At 35.9% G+C, this 14,558-nt stretch carries 17 protein-coding genes; 15 read left to right on the top strand and 2 right to left on the bottom strand.

What is annotated here, in order from left to right; translation table 11 throughout:
* Positions 1–342: 342 nt before the first annotated feature.
* Positions 343–1,569, top strand: a complete 1,227-nt coding sequence (locus RFX69_RS06205) for a beta-ketoacyl synthase N-terminal-like domain-containing protein (RefSeq protein ID WP_289332809.1) — start codon at positions 343–345, stop codon at positions 1,567–1,569.
* A 9-nt stretch (positions 1,570–1,578) separates the two neighbouring features.
* Here RFX69_RS06205 and RFX69_RS06200 read toward each other — a convergent pair whose 3' ends face one another.
* On the bottom strand, positions 1,579–2,271 hold the full coding sequence (locus tag RFX69_RS06200) for a tetratricopeptide repeat protein (protein ID WP_289332810.1): 693 nt from the start codon (positions 2,269–2,271) through the stop codon (positions 1,579–1,581).
* A gap of 260 nt (positions 2,272–2,531) precedes the next feature.
* Here RFX69_RS06200 and RFX69_RS06195 point away from each other — a divergent pair, with 260 nt between their 5' ends.
* From RFX69_RS06195 to RFX69_RS06135, 12 genes are all read left to right on the top strand, one after another.
* Positions 2,532–5,330: a type VI secretion system Vgr family protein gene (locus RFX69_RS06195; protein WP_289332811.1), complete on the top strand. Its 2,799-nt coding sequence runs from the start codon at positions 2,532–2,534 to the stop codon at positions 5,328–5,330.
* Positions 5,327–6,730, top strand: a complete 1,404-nt coding sequence (locus RFX69_RS06190; RefSeq protein ID WP_125268022.1) for a hypothetical protein — start codon at positions 5,327–5,329, stop codon at positions 6,728–6,730. Before RFX69_RS06195 ends, RFX69_RS06190 begins: the two co-directional genes overlap by 4 nt.
* Before the next feature lie 137 nt (positions 6,731–6,867).
* On the top strand, positions 6,868–7,161 hold the full coding sequence (locus RFX69_RS06185) for a hypothetical protein (RefSeq protein WP_228135779.1): 294 nt from the start codon (positions 6,868–6,870) through the stop codon (positions 7,159–7,161).
* Positions 7,162–7,761: 600 nt separating this feature from the next.
* Complete coding sequence (locus RFX69_RS06180; protein WP_270900861.1) at positions 7,762–7,899, top strand: hypothetical protein; 138 nt, start codon at positions 7,762–7,764, stop codon at positions 7,897–7,899.
* Positions 7,896–8,201: a hypothetical protein gene (locus tag RFX69_RS06175; RefSeq protein WP_270900862.1), complete on the top strand. Its 306-nt coding sequence runs from the start codon at positions 7,896–7,898 to the stop codon at positions 8,199–8,201. The genes RFX69_RS06180 and RFX69_RS06175 overlap by 4 nt, the downstream gene beginning before the upstream one ends.
* A gap of 160 nt (positions 8,202–8,361) precedes the next feature.
* On the top strand, positions 8,362–8,877 hold the full coding sequence (locus RFX69_RS06165; RefSeq protein WP_270900863.1) for a hypothetical protein: 516 nt from the start codon (positions 8,362–8,364) through the stop codon (positions 8,875–8,877).
* Between the two features lie 52 nt (positions 8,878–8,929).
* Positions 8,930–9,286: a hypothetical protein gene (locus tag RFX69_RS06160; protein ID WP_289332812.1), complete on the top strand. Its 357-nt coding sequence runs from the start codon at positions 8,930–8,932 to the stop codon at positions 9,284–9,286.
* A gap of 138 nt (positions 9,287–9,424) precedes the next feature.
* Positions 9,425–9,634: a hypothetical protein gene (locus RFX69_RS06155; RefSeq protein ID WP_289332813.1), complete on the top strand. Its 210-nt coding sequence runs from the start codon at positions 9,425–9,427 to the stop codon at positions 9,632–9,634.
* Between the two features lie 5 nt (positions 9,635–9,639).
* Complete coding sequence (locus RFX69_RS06150) at positions 9,640–10,128, top strand: hypothetical protein (protein ID WP_032061727.1); 489 nt, start codon at positions 9,640–9,642, stop codon at positions 10,126–10,128.
* Between the two features lie 9 nt (positions 10,129–10,137).
* Entirely contained in the window at positions 10,138–10,548 is a 411-nt protein-coding gene (locus RFX69_RS06145) for a hypothetical protein (RefSeq protein WP_057052026.1), read from the top strand.
* Positions 10,502–10,924, top strand: a complete 423-nt coding sequence (locus RFX69_RS06140) for a hypothetical protein (protein WP_032061725.1) — start codon at positions 10,502–10,504, stop codon at positions 10,922–10,924. Before RFX69_RS06145 ends, RFX69_RS06140 begins: the two co-directional genes overlap by 47 nt.
* 45 nt (positions 10,925–10,969) lie before the next feature.
* Positions 10,970–11,446: a hypothetical protein gene (locus RFX69_RS06135; RefSeq protein WP_125268028.1), complete on the top strand. Its 477-nt coding sequence runs from the start codon at positions 10,970–10,972 to the stop codon at positions 11,444–11,446.
* A gap of 86 nt (positions 11,447–11,532) precedes the next feature.
* Here the strand turns inward: RFX69_RS06135 and RFX69_RS06130 are convergent, their stop codons facing one another.
* On the bottom strand, positions 11,533–12,234 hold the full coding sequence (locus tag RFX69_RS06130; RefSeq protein WP_271056228.1) for an SDR family oxidoreductase: 702 nt from the start codon (positions 12,232–12,234) through the stop codon (positions 11,533–11,535).
* Between the two features lie 248 nt (positions 12,235–12,482).
* Between RFX69_RS06130 and RFX69_RS06125 the strand changes: the two genes are divergently transcribed.
* Together RFX69_RS06125 and RFX69_RS06120 are read left to right on the top strand one after the other, a co-directional pair.
* On the top strand, positions 12,483–13,067 hold the full coding sequence (locus tag RFX69_RS06125) for a TetR/AcrR family transcriptional regulator (RefSeq protein ID WP_270900868.1): 585 nt from the start codon (positions 12,483–12,485) through the stop codon (positions 13,065–13,067).
* Between the two features lie 197 nt (positions 13,068–13,264).
* A complete protein-coding gene (locus tag RFX69_RS06120; RefSeq protein WP_289332814.1) occupies positions 13,265–14,464 on the top strand; it encodes an MFS transporter in 1,200 nt (399 codons plus the stop codon).
* Positions 14,465–14,558 lie beyond the last annotated feature (94 nt).

Raw genomic sequence — 14,558 nt, 5'->3', positions numbered from 1 at the left:
AACTTTATGGGGGCAGATCATCCTACCGCAAAGAAAGGGGACGCAAGGGTCTAACGAATTATAGTAGAACTACAATTCGCTACGAGTTACGGTCTGTCAAAACCGTCTGGCAATGTAGGCCAGCAACGAGATAATAATCGGTGATTTTAAATACGTCAATTTAATATTTAAAATATTTTTGATTTAATAATAAAACTAAATATTATTTTAAAATAAAAATATTATTATTAACTTTTTATTTATATTTGATGAGAAAAAATAATAAATATAGAAATATTTTGCCAGTTCCAAAAAAGAACTTGATTGTTAAGATCTATTTTTGTCGTTTTTATAGAGATAAGAATGGAACGAGTTGTCATCACAGGTATGGGAATTAATTCTTGTATTGGAAATACATTAGAGAAAGTAACCGAGTCCTTAAAAGCAGGCCGCTCAGGCATTCGCTATAACGAAGTCTATGCAAAACTGAACTTTCGAAGTCATGTGAGCGCCACTGCCGAAATGAATTTTGAAAATATTGATCCTGAGCTAAAAAAACACATGGGCGTTTGCGCCATGTATGCCTATAACTCGGCACTCGATGCGCTACAACATGCCGAGCTTGATGTAAATGATATTGCCAATAACCCAAAATATGGCGTGATTGGGGGAACAGGCGGCACCTCAACAGCGTCTATCATCGACATGTTGCATACCCTAAAAGAAAAAGGCGCAAGCGAAGTATCACCCGATTTAGCACCACGCTACCTCACCAGCACCATTAGCTCTAACTTATCACGCGCTTTCAATCTAAAAGGCGTATCCCAATCGATCGCAAGTGCCTGCGCGACTTCAGCCGACGCAATTGGCTATGCATATCACCTTATTGCCGCTGGTAAACAGGATCTCATGCTGGCAGGTGGCGGCGAAGAAGACCATTGGTCCCAAACCGCAATATTCGATGCAATGGGCGCCTTATGTTCTAAATATAACGATGCACCAGAAACCGCTTCACGCCCATATTCAAAAGATAACGATGGCTTTGTGATCGCTGGCGGCGGTGGCATGGTGGTTTTGGAGTCTTTAAGTCATGCCCAAAAACGCGGAGCAAAAATTTTGGCCGAAGTGGTTGGGTACGCTGCCAATAGTGATGGTGTTGATATGGTGGCTCCAAGTGGCGAGGGGGCGACTCGTTGCATCAAACTGGCACTCGCAGAAGCCAAGCAAAACGGCTCTGACACCATCGACTATATCAACACACATGGCACTTCAACGCCGGCAGGGGACATTCCCGAACTATTGGCCATAGAGCGAGCTTTTGGTAGTGAAAAAGTCCCGCCGCTCAGTTCAACCAAGTCGATGACTGGCCATAGTTTAGGGGCCGCAGGGGTACATGAAGCCATTTATTCTATTTTAATGCTGCAAAATAACTTTATTGCGCCGAGTATTAATATTGCCGAACTGCGCGAAGAAGCTAAAAAGTTCGATATTGTTCAAACAAGCCGAGAAACCGAACTAAAAACAGTGATGAGTAATAGCTTTGGTTTTGGTGGCGTAAATACTTGTCTGGTTTTTAGAAAGTGGGAATGACTGTCTTATTCAATCTAAACTTTTAAGCATTTCTTTCGCATCCGAATCACCTGCATCGGCAGCTTGTTGGAACCATTTCTTTGCCAGTTGTAGGCTTTTCGGCGTGCCTTCACCATTTAAATACATCTGGGCCAAGTTGTACTGGGCATCGCTTTCATTATGCTCAGCCGCTTTGGTGTACCACTTAAGGGCTTGCTCATCGCTTTGAGCGACGCCGTGACCTTTTTTATATAGATGAGCTAAATTATATTCTGCGGGCGGATAGCCTTGCTCTGCAGCACGACTATACCATTCAAAAGCCTGCTCATAATTTTGCGCAGTTCCTTCACCTCTGTCATATAACACCCCTAAGTTATATTGCGCTTTGGCATGGCCCTTATCCGCAGCTTTAGCAAAATATTCAAAAGCGCGTTTCATGTCTTTTTCCACGCCTGTACCCGTGAAATACATCATTCCTAAACTATATTTTGCCCCCACGCTTCCATTTTGGTCAGCAGCAGTTAACCATTTAAAAGCTTGTTCATAGTTTTTAACGACACCTTGTTCACCAGTTAAAAGCATGATGCCAAGATGATATTGCGCAATCGGTTGTCCTTGCTGTGCACGATATTGAACATCAGCAACACTCGGCTCAGCAAATGCTGAAGAATGAAGCGAAAAAATCATGGTAAATATATAAAAAGCAGACTTTTTTATTTTCATATCTCATCCTGAATTTTATTAATCTTAAAATTTGATTTCTTGCTATATGTTTGATTTTTATTTGAAAAATTTAATAATATCTCCATGATTTATAGTACTTTAAAATGATCGAATTTTACGGTTTAAATACCTATTTAATAAGAAATTAACGTAAAACTGCATATTTAGACTAGTTACATTTTGAAAATGAGTATAGATAGACAGATTAGTCTTTTTTTAATTAAAATACGGCTTAAATATAAGTTTGATTGATAATAAAAATGCAGATGAGTGTGTCGAGTATATTGGAACGTTTAGGCCTTGTTTCACAAAATCGTGCTGTTCATATCCAATTCTCAAATCAGTCTTTAAATCAGCAAGTCTTCTTACAACGTATTGAAGGCGAACATACGCTTAATCAGGGCAGCGTTGCTGAGTTATTGTGTCTGTCGACAAACGCCCATATTGCATTAAAACAGTTTATTGGCTGTCAGGTTGCCGTCGATCAGGTCACCGATACAGGCCAGTTTTTTAGAATGACAGGTATTATTACCGAAGCCAGCCAAGGGCAAAGCGACGGCTCACTCACTATTTATAACCTCACCTTAAAAGACCCAACTGCACTCTGGCATAAACGCCGTAATAGCCGCGTGTTTATGAATAAAAGCGTGCGAGATATTAGTGAAATTCTGTTTAAAGAATGGCAGGGGAAAAGCCCGTTATTTGCCTCAAGCATAACGCTCGATACATCCGGCTTAACTAAAGACTACGATGTGCGTCCATTTGTGATGCAGTCAAATGAAAGTGATTATGACTTTTTAACCCGTTTGTGGCGTAGTGAAGGCATTAACTGGCTGGTCGATGAGTCACAGCTTTTTGTCGCTGACCCAAATGCTTCTATCCAGCCACAAGTCTTGCGTTTAATTGACGATAACCAAAATTATCAGGCACTTGAACGCCGTAGCATCCGCTATCAACGCAGCAGTGCGACAGAACAGTTTGATACCATTACCCAAGTCAAAGCTGAGCGTCGTTTACAACCAACCTCGGTTCATGTGCAACGCTGGCAAGCCGATGCCCTACAACAAGAAGAAGGTAGCGGCAGCGTACAAGGCACGCAAAAGCACAGTGAACACTATGACAATGCAAGCCTGAACCTTGAAGATGCATGGCATGTTAGTCCAGCGTGGATGCAGGATTTAAACGGGGAAGATCAAGCCACCGCTTCAGGCAATAGCCAGATTGAACAACTTAACCAGCACATCAATGCTTACCATCACCTGAGTTCTAAACAGTTTACCGTTGCAGGGAATGTCCGTGATGCACAAGTGGGTTACTGGTTTGAGCTGAATGACCACCCAGAACTCGACCAGCATGACAGTGCGGACAAAGAGTTCTTAATCTTAAACAAGCACTACTATAACCAGAATAATTTACCGAAAGAATTACAACAGCAACTTGAGCGCTTATTACCACAAGGCAAACTCAAGGCAGCCCAACTCGACAGTCAAAACCCTGAGCAGCGCCACTTTGCTGAGCTGAATGTCGTTCGTCGTAACATCAAAGCTGTGCCTGAATATAATCCGCTAGAGCACCGACCAGCCGCTCACCCACAGCGCGCTAGAGTGGTGGGTTTAGAGGGTGAAAGCATTCATGTCGACCAGTGGGGACGCATTAAAGTCCGTTTCCTGTTTACCCGAGCTGATGACCACAGCCATGATGGTGGAGCTGGAAGTAACGACAATGACACTGACTCCGCTTGGGTCGATGTGCTGACCCCATGGGCAGGGGCAGGTTATGGCGCACGTTTCTTGCCACGTGTTGGTGAAATTGTGGTCATCGACTTCTTTGACGGGAACATTGATCGTCCGTTTGTGGTGGGGCGTATTCATGAAGCTGAGCGCCACCCAACGCAATTCGACCAGAAAGGGCAGTTACCTGATACTAAAAAACTCAGCGGCATTCGTTCAGAAGAAGTTGACGGTAAGGGCTTTAACCAGCTCCGTTTTGATGACACGACAGGTCAAATCAGTGCCCAGTTACAAAGCAGCCATGCAGCTAGCCAATTAAACCTCGGTAACCTAAGCCATCCAAAAGACAAGGCGGAAAGCGACGGTCGTGGGGAAGGTTTTGAACTTAGAACTGACCAGTGGGGCGCGGTTCGAGCTGGTAGTGGTTTACTCGTTAGTACCCACAAACAGGATCAAGCTCAAGGTGTACACCTTGATGCAAGCGAGGCCAAGCAACAAATCGAAGGCGGCCTCAATAATGCCAAGGCACTCAGTGAAGTTGCTAAAAATCAGCAAACTGATCCATTGGAAATGCTTGAGAACTTAAAAACGTTCATAGAGCAAATTGAAGAGAAAGATCAAGACAAAGCTGCTGCTTTTAAGCAAGCTTTGATGATTTTAACTGCGCCTAACAGTATTGCTCTAGCCAGTAACGAAGACATTCACTTAAGTGCAGATGGTCAGCTCAACCAAACTGCCGGAGATAGCATTAATCTGTCTACTCAAAAGAACTTGATTGCACATGCCCAAAATAAGATTAGCCTTTTTGCAGCGCAACAAGGGGCGAGACTGTATGCAGGCAAAGGTAAAGTCGAAATACAGGCGCAAGGCGATGGAGCTGATTTAATTGCCCGTAAAGCTGTTCAGGTGATTTCGACTGAAGACAAAATCGAAGCGACCGCAGCCAAAGAAATTGTTCTTACCGCAGGCGGCTCTCAAGTCAAAATTACCGGTTCAGGTATTTTTATGACCACAAGCGGCAAGTTTGAGGTGAAGGCTGGACAGCATGTGTTTATGGGGGGCGGGAGTGTAAATAGTTCATTGCCACAATTACCTGAAGCTGAGAATCCCTTTGTACTTCAGTATTTAGTCAAGAATAAAGAAAATCAGGTAATGTCTGAAAAACCTTATATCTTATTGGATGATGAGGGAAATATTCATAGAGGGACAACAGATAAAGATGGATTTATGAAGCTAAAAACAACATCAGCTTCACAGCGTATTACTACAAGAGTCATGATGAATGAAATTGAACAGGCAGATGAAGAAGAGGCTGGGACAGAGGAATGAGTGTATATTTCAGTCGTTTAAAGCTTAATGTTCAAGCTCCATTAAAGTTAAAAGATTTAACTTATAAGTTTATTGTAACAACCAATAGTAATAAGAAAAAAATAGTTTTCGATGGCCGTTTTAATGAGCAGGGGTTAACAAGTTGGACTCAAATTAATAATTTAAATACCACTTTAATTTATGAAATTTATCTGCGTGGAGAACTTTTACAGAAAGTTTCTGTAAAAGCATACCCAGAGAGAAAAACACATAGTGTTTATACGATTAAAACAACAACTGAAATTACAAAGAAAGTTAAAGAAAATATTAAAGAAATCTATCTCAATGATGGAGAAGTGGCTTGGTATCTTATTAAAAAAACTGAAACAATGGCTGATTGGTCGAAACGTGTATATAAAAAACCGTTGTCAGCATCTGATTGGGACGTTCTTCGTGCAAATAATCCGCATATTAAAAATATGGCGCCTATTCGTATCTTAACTCCTGGGCAAGTTATTATTTTATCAAATTCTACAACAGCCAAAGAATTGCAAAAATATAAAAAGGAAGCACAAGAGGCCCAAAAGAAATTAGATGAAATGAAAAGGGACAAAAATTTTGATGAGCAATTTTTTGCTCAAAATTATGAGTTTCTTTATGATGCTGTGGCTGATAATCGAACTCAACTGACACATAAAAATATCTTTGAGAATAATGACCATCCTCTGGTTCAAAAATTTGATAAGGATACTAAGGATAGTGAAAGTGCCTGGGGGGCAATTGCTAAAGGTGGAATTGATGCAACTTTAGCATTCCATGAAGGTACGGTGACTAGAATGAATAAAATTCATGGTGAATTAGCACTAAAAATGGCTGAAGAGAGAGCAAAGGGTTCAGGTTTAGCTAATCCTAAGAACTTTAAAGCGTTTAGAAATAAATATAAAGATTTATACACACAGTTAGATCAGGTGTATGCAAAAGGGGTTTTTAAGTGGGATCAGTCTATTAAAACCAATAATATGCGACGTATTATCAATCAATCATCTCTAGCTAGAGGAGCTACTTACAAAGGGGGAATGAAAGAATATGTCGAGAAAATGGCTGAATTAGGAAAAATGAGTAAAGTCATAAAAGGTGGAGGTTACTTATTTTTAGCCCTAGATATTTATAATGCTGGTGATGCGATTGCCAGTGCAAAACCTGAGGAAAAAACTAGAACAACTGTAATCGAAACCTCTAAACTAGCTGGAGGATTAGCTGGTGGTGCACTAGGTGCTTTTATTGTATTAACAGTTGCTAGTGGAGGTACATCATTGATCGTTTTGGGACTAGCTGCTGGAACATCTGCATTAGTTGGTTGGGGAGTAGGTGAGGGTGCAGGAATTGGAGCAGAAAAAGCCTATGACTTTTTCAGTAAGTAAAAAATATTATGAATAAATTTATCTTATTTATAGAAACGATGCCATTAGTATTCATTGGCCTTTCGTGTTTATTTTTCTTCTTTGTACTTTATTTTATTCAATACATTTATATTTCTTTTAATTTAAAAGAAATATGCATGATTATTTTTAATAACGAGAAGCATTTTAGACTACCATTAGAACCATTTAATTGTTTTTTTATTAGCGTATTACCTATTGTTTTTTGGCGTGAAACTTTAAATATAAAATATGGTACATCGTTTAAAAAACTTTATAAAAAGGATTTTTATTATCCAGTGGAAAAAAATCAATTAAAAAAATTAATAAAAAAATTTCCAATGTTTTTTTATAACCAATATGCTATTTATTTTTGTGGAATATTCACAACTATAGCTTTGGTGTCCGTTTTTATTTTAGAGAAATTTTTCTAATATAAAGAGTATTGGTTTGGTAAATAAAGATAAAATTTTTGAAGTATTTTTTTGATAATTCTATTTCTGGTGCAACATTAACTGGTGGATATTTTGGTGGGGTTACAGGGCAGGCAGTTGTAGAGTATGGGTATGAAATGTTAAAATGAATATAAAGGATATTATAGTTATTCTATTGCTTGTAAGTGTGGTGTTATGGGCTATATTTCATCAATTAGCATCGAGATATATTAATAAATCAAGTAGTTTAAAAAGACTAGTTTATGGGTCAGATATTTATAAAAATAAATCTTTAGATGTTGCTAATATAGAGTCTATTATATTTGCTATAACTCTGATTAATATTATTAGTTATTTTTCTGGAGAAAAATTTTCTAATTTTTTTGCAAAAAGAAAATTTTTAATATTTAGTGGGTTTAATTAGAAAATTGTATGTTGCTTATAAAAGATCATAAAAAATTATGGTTTTATATTAAGAACTCTTCATTTTTTATGATTTTTATAGTTATTTTCTCTATATTTTTTTGGCTCAATTAACAATTTTATGTGAAGTTTTGTTTTTGTAAATAAATTTTAGAAAGATTTATTAGTATTTTTATTGTGTTAAAGGTTGTTAGTGGAGGTACATCATTGATTGTTTTAGGTCTAGCTGCTGTAGTTTTGGCTGGAGTTGGTTGGGCAGGAGGTGAAGGTGCAGGGCTAGTTACAGAATATATATATGATAGAGTGAATAAATGAATAGTTTTGTTAATTTAATTATAGAAGATAATAAGTTTTTCTATGCTGCTATTTCATTTCTATTTTTCTTTTTTTATTTGTTGCAATATATTTATATATCTTACAATTTAAAAGGAATCTGTAAAATTATTTTTAGCGATGAAAGTCACTTTACACTTCCATTAGAACCTTTTAATTGTTTTTTTATTAGTGTCTTGCCTATAGTTTTTTGGCGTGAAATGTTAAATATAAAAAAGAAATTTACAGACAAGGCGCCTCTATTGGTGCTGGCATTGCAGGAGGTGCGGCAGGTGGAGCAATAGCAGGAGGAATTTGTGGTCCAGGATCACCTATATGTTCTGGTATTGGTACCCTCATTGGTGGTGCAATTGGGGGGATTGCTGCATATCAACTGGTAGATGCATTTGATAAAGAATTAGAAGCATTTATTGCTTGGACTGTATTTTAAGAAGAGATAAAACAATGCTATTTAATTTTTTTAAACAAGAAAGTAATCATAAAGAAGAAAAATCTTCTCCATATTTAACGAAAGAACTATCTTGGGATGAAGAAAAAATAATAGCAGTTCGATTTAATGGTACACAACGGACTATATATTATAAAAATATTATACGAATAGAAATTATTATTACTGATCTTTATTTACCCGTACCTAAATGGGTTATACAAGATGATAATTTAGAAGATCATACGACAATAGATTTTTATAATGACATAAAGCCAAATATTAATGATTTGGTTGTTGATATGTTTAATAAAAAAATAAAAAATTATGATAACCAGAAAGTTCATGAAAAAATTATAGAGGCAATGGGTGAAAGTAGTGGCTTATTTCATTTATGGAGTAGAGAAGATCTTGAGCAGGTACTAAATAAGATATGGGACAATAATAAAGATAAAATAGAAGCTGATATTAATAAGGCTATAAAAGATGCGGAAGAGCAGAAAAAAAACAAGCAATGGTGGAAAACTTTTTAAAAGATTTAGGATGGGTTGACTATAATTATGCCCGAAATCTAGAGAAATAAAGATGAACTTTAAAAACTTAATAATATTGTTTTTAATGACAAGTTTTTTAGGGTGTAATAGAGATTACAAGATTGAACCACATGAGCTTCCTGTAGGCTACGTTGGAAAGCCATATAGTCAATTTATTAAAATTATCGGAGGTAAAGTATCTGAACAACATTTTGAATTATATGAGAATATTCCTGAGAATCAGGAGGTTAAAATTACTCCCGTAGATGTTATAGATGGATACAATCATATAAAAATTGATGGAATTCCAAAATATAAAGGGAAATATAAAATTGTAATTAATGCATATTTTTATGGGCGAGGCGATGACAAGCTAAATAAAACCTATGAATTTGTAGTTGAAGAATAAAAAGATATGTTCCTATATATATTATTGGCTATAATTCTTAATGGTTGTAGCAACTATGATATACAATCGAAGGAGCTCGCTGTAGCCCATGTCAATGAAGCATATTCCCAGAATATAAAAATTAGTGGTGGCAAAGTAGTGGATGAGTATTTTGAAATAGATACTAACATGCTTGATGATATAGAATTAAAAATTCAACCAAATAATAACACTAGTGGTTTTAATGACTTTTCAATTAAAGGTGTTCCCAAATATAAAGGTGAATATACAACAAATATTTCAACAGGTTTCTATAGCAATGGTAGTGATGAGCTGAATAAAAAATATAAATTAATTATTGTAGGATAAAATAGATGTATAGATATTTTTTAATTATTTTATCCATTTTATTATCAGGTTGTAATCCTTTAACCAAAAATGAGAAAGAAAATTTTAAGGATATGGCCCTTAAGAATTTAACTTATTCTCATGTGGATGGTATGAGTGGTGATATTTTTAAATTTAATTTAGAAACAACTGATGATTTAAAGAATGTTTATCAAAACGGAAATTATAAGTATTCACATTTTAAGTGCGATAATATTAAAAATTATCTTATTTTAGGTGCTATCTCAGTCGAAGGAGAAAAGTTAAAGAATGGAAAACATACTTTGTCTGGATACTTCAAAGTTTGCGAAGATGAATCAATGAATGTATGTATTGCTAAGAACCAATTGGAAAAATTATTAGCAAGCAATATGTCTTGTAGAGTAGTCTTTGGTGGCTTATTACAAAGCAGTAAAGTTGTAGCAGATAATATTTTAATATCAAAAGAAGCTATAAAAAATTCTTATTTTAAATAGAGGATTTAAGTGAATAAATTTATTTATATATTAGGCTTAGTTTACTTGATAGGTTGTAGTGAGAATTTTTCAAAATTTACGATAAACAATATAGTTAAAAGTCATGAAAAGTTAAATTTTTCTATTAATTTTAGGAAAAATGAAGTTTTAGATAAAGTAAAAGAATCATCATCAAAAAAAATTGTTTGCAAAAATACTACTAATCACAACCAAAGGTTAGATGCTTATATAGATAGACTCGAGAGTAACCAAATTGATATAACGGTAGAATTTTGCTCAAATAGCGATAATAGAAGCTGTGAACCTATAGATATCAGTTCAGTTAAAAAAATCAATTTAGAATGCCAAGCAATTTTCTCTGCAATGATTGGTAATGTATCTAAATCAGAAAAATTTTCAGTTGTATGGGAAGAAAAATAATTTGTTTAAAAATTTGAAACTTAAATTAATAACTTTGGGTATTTCATTGTTAGTTATGGCAGGATGTGGTCACGAATATACAATTGAGCCTGATAGTCTTCCAGTAGCCTATGTAGGAAAGGCATATAATCAGCAATTGAACATATCAGGTGGAAGAGTCATACCACAGTCTTTTGAAGTTGAAACTAATTTCCCTAGTGATATGAATATCTCTATTGAGCCAATAGATCAAAATGAAGCAGATGCTTATAATAATTTAAAAATTTCTGGAGTTCCAAAGTATAAGGGAACTTTTACGATTCATATATATGCGGGTTTTTATGCTAGTGGGGATGGGAAGTTAGATAAGACCTATAAATTTATTGTAAATGAATAAGATATTTAACCATATGATTTTATTTGGTTTAAATAAGAGATAAGTATGAAAAAGAATTTATTAATTACCATACTAATTTTAATTTTCATCGTTCAGTCCTTATTAAATTATTACTTCTGGAATCGTACAAAAACACCCGAAATTCATGTTTTAGAAAAACCTTTAAAGATATATTCGTTTGAAGGTAAATATTCGAAAAATAGCACTTTGCCAGAATATTATATTTTGCCAGAAGGTACTGTTTTATATGATGATAGTGACTCTTTGAACAGAAGAGTTATGGTTTACTTTAATTTGCAAGGTGTAGATTTTAAATTTGAAAAACAAGATCCAGATATCTTGAAACAACCTAGTGAAGTCAGTACTATAAGGTCGACAGACTTGCCAGATTTACTAAAAAAAGTTCCTCTGACTAAAAAAGATATTTATTTAATTATTAAACATGATGAACGTATAAAAGACTCCGTACGTTCTATTCTCTTTAAAAAATACAAAATTGATCCTTCAGCGTATGAAAAGTAACTAAATACTTCTCTGACATACAAATATAAATTTAAAAATCAGAAGAAGCCTAATTAATTACACTTCTTCTGTCATAAGAAATAATTTTAAGCCGCTTGAATGGCTTCTCCACAAAGAGAAACTGTTTCTTGTTTATGTTGATGTAAGTACCAGAACTGCTCCGCAACTGTTTCTGGATGTACCGCGTAGGTTTTATCTTTGGCTTCAGGTCTGCCGTCTACGAAACCATTTACAATCACTTGGCTCACATAAACATTTGAGTCAGCAAGACTATGGGCAAGCAAGTTGGTGGTTTTGTATTGAGCGGCAGCAGTAGTTGCTAACGATGAATACTCTTTGGCAACCAAGTCGATGCCCACTGCATCGAAAGCAAAAATTCCGTTTGTCGATAAAATGCTACCGTGGTTCTTTTCTAAATCACCTAGGCAAGCTTGCACCGTCGCAATATAGCTCGAAACACGAATATGAAAGCTTTTAGTAAGCTCTAGTGGAGGGGTTTCTAAGATATTGCCTTCAATATCATGGAAAGCATTCCAATGAATATTTTTAATCTCTCCTAATCGGTCTTTAATACGATTAATAAGATTTGGTATATCTTCAAGAACCGCTAAATCACATGTAAAAGCATAAGCTTCAATACCTTGTGTTTTAAGTTCTAAAATGGCTTTTTCGAGTTTTTCAGCATTACGTGCCACTAACCCGATTTTATAGCCTTCTTTACCAAACTTATGTGCTACGGCTTTGGAAATACCTGTTCCATAACCAAAAATTATAATATTGTTGTTCATTATAAAGTTCCAAAAAACCAATCATTTGGTTAGAAATAATTTATAATATGTTTTTGTAATGTATTCAAGCGCAAAAGTTATCTCTAAGAATAGTATGCAAAGAATAAAAATACTTAAAAGCGGGATTAAGAAGCCAGCTTTACATGATTTATTCGGCTAAACATAAATTGATGGAAGAATTATTAGTTTGACTTGTGTATTGGTATATCATAAATTAATTGGAACGATCGTTCCTATTAGACATGTGTATGCGAACCAAAGAATTTGAAACTGATGAAATTGCTGAGGCTGCAATGCAGGTCTTCTGGCGTCGTGGTTATGCTGCAACTTCAGTTCAAGACTTGGTCGATGGTACGGGATTATCTAGAAGTAGCCTATATAGTACCTTTCAAAACAAACAAGGGCTTTATCAAAAGGCATTACAACGCTATGAACTTTTAACTACACTTAATAATGTAAAGCTGTTGTCTGGTTCAGGTTCAGCAAAAGCACTTATTCGACAATTACTGATGAGGGTGGTTGAAGATGAGCTGAATGATTCAGAACATAAAGGCTGCCTCGTTGCAAATGCTTGTTTGGAACTGGCTGGACATGATGAAGAAGTCTCTCAATTCGTTGTAAGTAATTTACAGAAGCTTCAACATGCTTTGGAGAGTTTGTTAATTAAAGCTCAACAATCTGGTGAAATTGGATCTACCCAAAACCCGCGTGCATTAGCAAGTTTCTTTCTAAATACGATGCAAGGTTTACGTGTTTTAGGAAAAGGCAGCCCTCATGAACAAAGAAAGCAATGTTTAATGGATGTGGTCCAGGTTGCTTTAAACATTTTATAAAACTCATTTAAACCTTAACTATTGTTGAGCTGAATAGTTAAGGTTTTTATTTAACTTAAATTGGAACAATCATTCCAAAATAATGATTTTAGTTCACATGGAGAACAAATGCCTTCTCATCCTAACCTTATAAAACAAGCTTATAGCGATACAGAGCAGAGTAAGTACGCTGCAAGCGAATTTGAGAGTAAAGCTTTATGAATACTAAGAGTAATGAAACATCTCATCAGTTAACTGATGAATTCTCTACTCAATTACCGATTTGGAAATTGTTGGCTTTTACAGTTGCAGGCTTTCTGACCATTATGACAGAAACCATGCCAGCAGGGCTTTTACCCCAAATCAGTCAAGGGTTACATATTTCAGAAGCTTATGCAGGGCAACTTATAGCAGTGTATGCCTTAGGCTCTGTTTTAGCGGCAATACCGCTTATTAGCCTTACACGTAGTTGGAATCGGAGACCCTTATTACTCATTGCTATTGCAGGGTTACTTTTATTTAATGCAATTACGGCCTTATCAAATGATTATATTCTGACTTTGACTGCTCGTTTCATTGCAGGTATGGCTGCGGGTGTTATATGGGGACTTTTAGCGGGTTATGTAAGACGTATGGTCCCTGCGTCCTACCAAGGACGAGCTTTAGCAATTGCCGGGGTTGGGCAACCCATTGCTTTATCAATTGGAGTTCCTTTAGGTGCATGGTTGGGAACATTGTTTGAATGGCGTGGTGTGTTTTGGATCATGTCTTTATTGGCATTGATTTTATTTGTTTGGATTCGTCTTAGTATTCCTGATTTTGCGGGACAACCTGCACAGAAAAGGTTACCCATTTTAAAAGTTCTTTTAATGCCGGGCATTAGAGCTGTTTTAGCAGTCGTCTTCCTTTGGATATTGGCGCATAGCATTCTTTATACTTATATTTCACCATTTTTGGCTTCAACAGGGCATTCATACAAACTTGAGACCATTCTTTTTATATTCGGCATTTCTTCAATTGTAGGCATTCTTATTACAGGCATGTTTATTGATCGTTCATTAAGAAAAATAACGCTTTTGAGCTTATTTATCTTTGCAATCGCAACAGCGCTGTTAGGTGTTTATAGTTCTTCAAGTTTTGTTGTAATGACGGGTGTTATGTTATGGGGAATAACTTTTGGTGGTGCTCCAACCTTATTACAAACAGCTTTGGCAAATACTGCGGGTCACGAAGCCGATGTAGCTCAATCTATGTTGGTCACTGTATTTAACCTTGCTATCGCATTCGGTGGAATGATTGGAGGGGGACTGCTTGAAAGTTTTGGGGCGGCTTCTTTTCCGTGGTTTATGCTGGCTTTTACCCTTATCGCTTTATGTACCGTTTACCAAGCCCGTAAGAATGGTTTTATTTCTTTATAAAAGAATTTTGCCCTTCACGGCTAAAAAGTGAAGGGTAATTTACTTTTATAGTCTGATGGACCATTGCTCAAAATAATTAGGGTTTGTTGACATT

This window comes from Acinetobacter sp. 148 (genome assembly GCF_031196675.1).
GTDB classification, from domain to species: Bacteria; Pseudomonadota; Gammaproteobacteria; order Pseudomonadales; family Moraxellaceae; genus Acinetobacter; species Acinetobacter baumannii.
This window is presented reverse-complemented; position numbering and strand designations above follow the sequence as displayed.

Excerpts from the sequence above, each read along its gene's own strand:
- RFX69_RS06165 (WP_270900863.1), top strand. The coding sequence starts at position 8,362 with ATGCTATTTAATTTTTTTAAACAAGAAAGTAATCATAAAGAAGAAAAA.
- RFX69_RS06205 (WP_289332809.1), top strand. The coding sequence starts at position 343 with ATGGAACGAGTTGTCATCACAGGTATGGGAATTAATTCTTGTATTGGA.
- RFX69_RS06195 (WP_289332811.1), top strand. The coding sequence starts at position 2,532 with ATGCAGATGAGTGTGTCGAGTATATTGGAACGTTTAGGCCTTGTTTCA.
- RFX69_RS06150 (WP_032061727.1), top strand. The coding sequence starts at position 9,640 with ATGTATAGATATTTTTTAATTATTTTATCCATTTTATTATCAGGTTGT.
- RFX69_RS06130 (WP_271056228.1), bottom strand. The coding sequence starts at position 12,234 with ATGAACAACAATATTATAATTTTTGGTTATGGAACAGGTATTTCCAAA.
- RFX69_RS06190 (WP_125268022.1), top strand. The coding sequence starts at position 5,327 with ATGAGTGTATATTTCAGTCGTTTAAAGCTTAATGTTCAAGCTCCATTA.
- RFX69_RS06200 (WP_289332810.1), bottom strand. The coding sequence starts at position 2,271 with ATGAAAATAAAAAAGTCTGCTTTTTATATATTTACCATGATTTTTTCG.
- RFX69_RS06160 (WP_289332812.1), top strand. The coding sequence starts at position 8,930 with ATGAACTTTAAAAACTTAATAATATTGTTTTTAATGACAAGTTTTTTA.
- RFX69_RS06185 (WP_228135779.1), top strand. The coding sequence starts at position 6,868 with ATGATTATTTTTAATAACGAGAAGCATTTTAGACTACCATTAGAACCA.
- RFX69_RS06140 (WP_032061725.1), top strand. The coding sequence starts at position 10,502 with ATGTATCTAAATCAGAAAAATTTTCAGTTGTATGGGAAGAAAAATAAT.
- RFX69_RS06125 (WP_270900868.1), top strand. The coding sequence starts at position 12,483 with ATGCGAACCAAAGAATTTGAAACTGATGAAATTGCTGAGGCTGCAATG.
- RFX69_RS06175 (WP_270900862.1), top strand. The coding sequence starts at position 7,896 with ATGAATAGTTTTGTTAATTTAATTATAGAAGATAATAAGTTTTTCTAT.
- RFX69_RS06135 (WP_125268028.1), top strand. The coding sequence starts at position 10,970 with ATGAAAAAGAATTTATTAATTACCATACTAATTTTAATTTTCATCGTT.
- RFX69_RS06120 (WP_289332814.1), top strand. The coding sequence starts at position 13,265 with ATGAATACTAAGAGTAATGAAACATCTCATCAGTTAACTGATGAATTC.